The sequence below is a fragment of the Corynebacterium lubricantis DSM 45231 genome, from assembly GCF_000379425.1.
Lineage (GTDB): Bacteria > Actinomycetota > Actinomycetes > Mycobacteriales > Mycobacteriaceae > Corynebacterium > Corynebacterium lubricantis.
Map to the genome: position 1 here is coordinate 1 of NZ_KB902213.1, position 6723 is coordinate 6723.

Genomic DNA, 6723 nt, shown 5'->3' on the forward strand with positions numbered 1-6723 from the left:
GGCTCTGGTGGCGTAAGGAATCCTGTTCCGTCAGCGGTCAGTTCATCGCTGAGTCAACCGCTGGCGGATACACCACTCAAAAGGACTTGACCGATGGTCAACAGGGCAGGAGTTGTTGTCCAAAGCACTCATGGGCAACCCTGGCGACGTAGAACAGGTTGCCCAACGGGGCCCGGAAGGTGGCTAATTCCGACACTCCAACAGTGGACCTGATCAGCGGTGACCGGTTGTCCGAGCTGTCTTTTTGTGAAGGGAACCTTAGCTTTCATCCTTAGTACACAGGAGAGTTCTGAACAGAAAAGTTCAGAAGTCGGATCCGTTTTCCTGGTTGCGAAGCCCTACGTGTCAGGATGGAGCCCCTGTCTAAGCGGTCCAACCGTGCAACAGCACCTTCTGATCTCTTTGCAAACTTCTGGAATTTTCACGATTAAGCGTTTACCGAACGTGCCACTCCACCAGGGAACTATTTACTCACAGCCTGCTGCTCACTCATTACGGGAGGTCCCGTATGGTCTCGGGAGATCGATACCAGTGTGTGCTCACATCAGAATCGTCACTCTGCGGTAGCGGATTTGCAGTACGAACCAGAAAAGTTGTCGGAATGCTTACAGATGTGCCAAATAAAAGTGCGTACTGCTTTGGCAGGGAAGCGAGGCGGTTCAGAACAGAATCCGAGATAAATGGCGTCATTCGCCGAATATGTTGAAGATCCTCCGGATTTTGGATTCGATGGATTACGTAATTAGAACACTGCGAAAGTACAGTTCCCGAAATCTCGCTCGGTCGCTGGGAAGACAGCATCAAGAAGAGGCCATACTTTCTACCTTCTTTGGCCACTCTTTCAAAAATCCTGGTGGCATCGAGCGTGCTCGCTGCCGTAGCCAACCGCGGCACATATCGGTGCGCTTCTTCAAGAATTAAATTAACTGGGTACGTGTTGCGGCTACTAGTTCGTCTAAGACGATCAAATATAAGCCGTGTCACGACGGACGAAACAACCTCCACCACCTCGTCATCAACAGTGCTCAAATCTAGAACATATACTTGGGAGCTCTTTTTCCGCTCTTCTCGAGAACCAGCTATTCCTAGCAGCTTATCCACAAACAAATCCGGGGTGAGTTCACTTATATCAGCGCCGTCGAGTCCGACCCGTAGGAACTCGAACTCATCACGGGTGCTAAGAGACTTAACTCGAGTGAGAAGTGTTGAACAGTTATCCCGCACGCGTCGGTTGCCGTGGCTTTCCTCAAAAAGAATCGCCATATTCAATGCCATTTCAAGATCAGAGAAACGGAACGGCTGATTCTTGTAAGAAGGAATCTCAGCAGAGGAGAGCAACAATCCGTTGAGCGCACCCTGCACCCATTTGAAATCATGCTCCGGTTTAAATTCACCGTAGCTGACCGTCAGTCGGGACATAATTTCCACATTCGAGATCTTCTGTAGCTCATAAACGTTGAGAAGACCCGCAATGCGTGATCTCGCCGCTGTTGCACTCTCACTATCCATCAGCAGATGAAGTAAACATGAAGCGAGAATGTGATCGCGTAGTTCCGTCAGTTGGGCGGAGGATCCTGTTGCAAACAAAGAAGTGAGTCCGAGTGCGTTTCGGAGTACTGGGCGTTGAACCCGATCACTTGCTTGAAGCAGGAGTTCCCACTCCTCCAAGGTCAGTAGCCAATGGGGCAACTCAAAGTGTATAAGCGTCTCGCGCTCATCATAGGGTTCATCAGGGGTCAACGGTGCAGCATGAGCGTGCTCAATCCGAGCGTATGTTCGTTGAATAGGCGATGGAAGTTTTGAGACCGCTCGCCTGTACTCACCGTTCGTGTCGAACAGGACAAATGTGCTGCCACCTGTAGGGACAAGGTCTGGCTTTCCGAGGGCTTCTTGCAAGAAACTTGAGATGGTGCAGGATTTGCCGCTACCAGTATTTCCAAGGATCGCCGAGTGCGCTCCGAAGAATTCGTTGATACGTACCTTTACGTCGTAGTCGCTGAAGACTACAGACGTTCCGATAGTGAGACTGTTTAGTTTCGTGGCAGTCGGCGAACTTCCAGGAATTTCCACTTCCTGATTCGCCACGTTGAGGATTCTGTCGAGATCTCGATTCTCGACATGGAGAACATCGGCATATAGTGGTGGGAATTCTGAAACGCCAAAAGAAAAGCTTTTAGACTCTTCGAACGGGAGCGTGCCCAATGGAGAGAGGGTTAACTGGCGTGAAGACGCGTTCATGACGTCATCCAGTGATCTCAAAGCACTGGAGACCGTAGAAGAATCGGGGCGTTCCTGAAGCCCAGTTACCTCTGCGACTACATATGCATTTGTCAACGGGATGAGCACCAAAGAGCCAATCCTGGCAACGTAGTGTTGTCCATCGAAACCGACTAGGGTGTACCCATCGGCAGTTTCAGTCATCTCGACACGGAACAGTTCGGCAGTGACATCAATGACCGCGCCAAGCCTTCGTCGTCGTGAGTCACTCGTGGCCACTGTTGCCATCTTTCTTGAAGCTAGCCAGGAGGTCCACCACATTTTTGATGGCGTCTTCTGCAGGATCTATGTCACCGGAAGGCATAATGTCCTCTACGAAATTTTTGAAGTAGTGAGCCTTCCATTCCGTGTTGGTGTCTTCAGTCCCAATTATCCAGATACGCGGGTCTTTTAATTCTTGGAGCATCTTGACGTGCTTGTTAGAGGTTTCATCTCCGGTTTCGGGCTTAGCAAATATCACTAGACGGAAATTTGGTATCGTGAGTGCCTGGTAGATGATGTTATTGACATGCTCATCGCCGAACCCATACCCGATAGTCACTAGCGCGCTTTGTTCTTGAACGACTTTCGCTTGGAATTCACGGAACATATCTGAGTAGGGGGCGGCAAAGCTCGCATTCTGTTTAGCAGGAGTCGGGTAGATCAACATCGCTTCTCCATCGCCGCTCTCGCTGAGTGGGCGTTCTGCGACGGGGAATAAACCCGTATCCACAGCATGCCAGTTAAGTGATCCGTGGAGCTTTAGAAAGTAAACTAGGTTATCAAGCGATGTCCATCTCTGAGAAGACGAATCAAGTTGTTGGGCAATGGTGTAGCGGAAAGAAGCCGGATTGAAGCGTTTCTCCACAGAGCCAAGAAAGCCGTTAATATAGGGTACCCCCGTGCGATCCATGGCGATCTCGTTGAAGAGATCGTAGTTCGTAGTCGCAACAGTTGGACGCGGCAATGAACGTGATCGCTGAGATAGCTTCCGGTAGAAATTCTGATAGAGATTCAGCACTTCGTTTGAAGATGTCTGCTCCTGTCCAGCTTTGCAGGTCTCAAATACATACTTCTTGATCGCTTCGATCGCAGTATCAAGCGATTCTTTGGCTTTGATGAGCGCCTGATTCTCAGTTTTGGCGAGGGCAAACTGAAAGCCGAACAGTACCTCCATGAGACGCTCAAGATTCCAAGCGTATTCCCCATCGGCGAGATCGATTCCAAGTATTTCTTTAAGAACCTCCCTCACCTCGGGGGTTAGGCCGTATTTTAGCGCAACGTTTTCGTTCCCTTCCGCAAGAATCCCTTGGGCCAAGGGCCCCATCGTGGGGATCCCTTGTTCCTTTTTGGCAGCCGAAAGATATGACGAGCATCCTGATCCAAACAGAAATGTCAGGTTTTTGGAGGACAGAACCTCGTTGAAATCACTTTTGGCGATCTCGAATGGAATACGGCGGGTGGAGTCAGCAGTGCTGTCGCTGTAGCGCTTGCCCCCTTTAAGGAAAGTGAGGCCGTAGCCGGATGCTTCAGTTGTCAAAAATTCCTCCGACTATGTTTGCGACATAAGACACCGAGCATAAGCTGCGCCATTAGGGACTATATTGCGGATATCCTCAACCCCAGGATGGCTAAGAGATTTCTTTGTACCGAGTGTCATCATACTTGGGATATCTGTAAGGACCCATCCACACGTCGATTACATGAATTTAGGTGCTGGTGCAAACTCGATTTTTGAGTCAGATTACGTGAAGCGGCCACCCATCTTGCACTGCACGCTAACCAATAGTGAGTAAGCCGAAACCCCTATTTGCAACAGCACCTCTCCGGCGACGATGCGCCACGACAATGAGCACCTGGAGCTGGAGGGATATATCGGGGAGTGGGAGCAGATGTTGCAGGTGGCGCGACGCCAGCTGCGTGACTATCAGAGCTAACCACCCCGCTCTAGGTTCCAGTCTGCCCATTCACGGAGGCGGCGTGGGCGTCCCGGGATACTGCCAACGGCACCCACGATTCAAAACGGTGGTTTGTGACTCATCCGCCATGTGAATCACGTTCGCCTAGCTGTCCGAGTTTCTTTATTCCCAGTCTTTCCTGGGGTCTTCCTGCGCCACCTGTCTAACTTGGCTGCCGACCATCGCCCAGCTGGGATAGCTCTCATTTATCGCGTTGAGCACGGCGAGCATATCGTTGAGGCGACTGCGGACGTTCGTTTCTAAGAGATTCTCCTGGTGCGAAACCCGGTTACGGAGATGAGTTAAGCGTTCGAACTTTTTCCCGAGGTCCGCACGTGATCGGTCACCGGGGTCGACGTTGGGAAATGCTGTGTGGAGGCAGTTCTGCCACAAAAGCTGTGCGTTCGGGCGGTGAACAGGAAGGGCCTCGCCTAGGAGTGTTGACCAGTTGCCCAGGGTGAGCTGGGCTACGACATCGTCGTGGATCAAGGGGGCATTCTTACGGACGTGCCCTTTTCTCCGGCGCCGTGATTCTTTGCTCGCCCACTTCCGCGCCTGACTCATGGGGCGATTGAGCATCTCGTATAAGAGATCTGCTGACTGATGCTCCAGGGACCAGTCCCGGTGTCCGCATTCTTGGTGGTTCCAGTCCTGGAGAGAGCGGTTCATGGCGTTGCGTGTCAGTACCTCAAAGTAGGATAGCTGGGCGTGACACGCCCCCGCGAGCCGGGTGTTCCAACGGTACAGCTGGACGGCTTTCTCCACGTCTTCGCCGGCTACTGTGAAGTATTTCTCAAAACGGGCTCCTCCGAGCATGTTGTCTAGATCATCTTTGGTCCCCATTGGCGTTAATGGTATCCTTCTCATAGAGAGCGTCGATGTAGATCGCCGCACCGTACCCCACGACCCCGAGCCTTGTGCTCGGGGTCGTTGCATTTCCGGCGACAGCGATTACCTGATTCGAGGCTTAAGGGTGTGGGCAGGGGGATGGAGCACACGACATCATTTCCCCTGTTCACCGTGCTGATCTGGTCCACTCCGCGTGTTAAGGCTTGCGCCTGGAGCGGCCAAAAGTACGCGCCTGATGTCATCTGCGTTGAGATAGAGACTGGCCCCTCGACTCGTGGCTGTGCGCCATATCGGTTTAAACGTTGCCAGCATTGGCCGATAGGTGGGTAGCATCTCGCTGTGTGAGTTTCCCCCATCTAGATCAATGAACTCTTTCTGCTCTTCCCAGCGGTGAGTGCGTACAAGATACTTGACATAACCAGCGAGTTTAGATTCAAGGTCTACTTGAAAATCAAACCCCTGGAACGATCCATAGTCTTCCGCGTCAATGACGCCGGTTTGTTCCCAGCCGTCTTCTCCGAGTTTTCGGATGCTGTATTTGATCACCCGGAACATGTCGAGGATGTCCCAGACGAGCTTGCACTCCCCATAGGCCACTTCGCCCTCGGAGCCAGCAAATATCCGAGGATATTCTCCTGCATATCCATTTTCGAGTGCTTCAACCGTATTTCTCACCTCTTCAACGTCGTACTGCTCCTCGGGGAGATCTCCCTGGGAAGCGAGCAAGAGTTGATAACCCAGTGTCAGCGTCTTCCGTTCAGCGACACTAAGCGAAAGATCTTGACTGGATTCCCTCGGAAAGTCCTCTTCTTTGATTTGCCCCACGTGGGTTTCAATGATTTGCCGTAGATAGTCACTCTGGGTCTGGCCGTTGTTCTCTGCTTCATCGGCGATGAGATCCTTGAGCCCATCGGGCAGACGAATGGTTATAGATTTCATAGGGTCTCCTCGAAGAACATTTTTCATACTTACGTCTTACGAAACAGATTACACGCTTACATCATTTCAGGGAAGTCATTCTCGTTGGAGTGCACCCTAATGGGACTGGTCGCTTCAGAAGCCGTCTGTACTAAAAGACAAATGCACATACTTGAAGAGGCAACCTTTCCGGTCGGAATGTGGGCGAGTCAGTGAAAATCTGCGTCAACCGGGAAACTATGTCACTTTAATGGTTTTTCGGGCCGTTCACGTGACGTAGGATAAATAACGCGTTAAGTGACAAAAGTGGATTTTTCGACCTTGGGCGATTGTCGTTTTCAGAAGTCGTCTGCACGATTTTCAGAAGTCCTCTGCACTGGCCCTCTGGTGGCGTATTAGCTTGGATCCCAGGTCATCTTGTGGCGTTGCGCCGAGGCCATCGTTAGCCCCATCCCGGACGAGGTATTCTCGGGCCGTCACTTACCTGTGTGGCCGTTGGTCTTAGGCTTCCCCCGGAAGGACGCGTTCGAGGTGCCGGAATCATTCTTCCACTACGGTTGAACTGCTTAACAGTTTATGGAAACTAGATGACGCCTCTCTGGAAAATTATTGCTCTCCTCCCCGGGCGTCTTGATGAAAAGCTTGAAAGGTGCTGTTGCAAAGTTGGGCCAGGGTCGAAAAGCCCAACCTCAAGACATTAGTTGTCCTTGCTCCGGGGTGCTTAAGCTGTCTCGAATATCCG

At 51.5% G+C, this 6723-nt stretch carries 4 protein-coding genes; all 4 read right to left on the reverse strand.

The genetic code is table 11. The annotated features are described in order from the left end of the window. Nucleotides 1–492: 492 nt before the first annotated feature. A complete protein-coding gene (locus tag A37O_RS0109290) occupies nucleotides 493–2505 on the reverse strand; it encodes an ATP-binding protein (protein WP_033378016.1) in 2013 nt (670 codons plus the stop codon). After that, nucleotides 2483–3796 (reverse strand): SIR2 family protein, encoded by a 1314-nt coding sequence (locus A37O_RS0109295; protein WP_018297233.1) that lies wholly within the window; start codon nucleotides 3794–3796, stop codon nucleotides 2483–2485. Before A37O_RS0109295 ends, A37O_RS0109290 begins: the two co-directional genes overlap by 23 nt. A 541-nt stretch (nucleotides 3797–4337) precedes the next feature. Beyond that, entirely contained in the window at nucleotides 4338–5057 is a 720-nt protein-coding gene (locus tag A37O_RS16225) for an Abi family protein (RefSeq protein ID WP_018297235.1), read from the reverse strand. Nucleotides 5058–5216: 159 nt separating this feature from the next. Next, the gene (locus A37O_RS0109310) at nucleotides 5217–6002 is read right to left on the reverse strand and encodes a YfbU family protein (RefSeq protein ID WP_018297236.1); all 786 of its coding nucleotides are present in this window, start codon (nucleotides 6000–6002) and stop codon (nucleotides 5217–5219) included. Nucleotides 6003–6723 lie beyond the last annotated feature (721 nt).

Excerpts from the sequence above, each read along its gene's own strand:
- A37O_RS0109310 (WP_018297236.1), bottom strand. The coding sequence starts at position 6,002 with ATGAAATCTATAACCATTCGTCTGCCCGATGGGCTCAAGGATCTCATC.
- A37O_RS0109290 (WP_033378016.1), bottom strand. The coding sequence starts at position 2,505 with ATGGCAACAGTGGCCACGAGTGACTCACGACGACGAAGGCTTGGCGCG.
- A37O_RS16225 (WP_018297235.1), bottom strand. The coding sequence starts at position 5,057 with ATGGGGACCAAAGATGATCTAGACAACATGCTCGGAGGAGCCCGTTTT.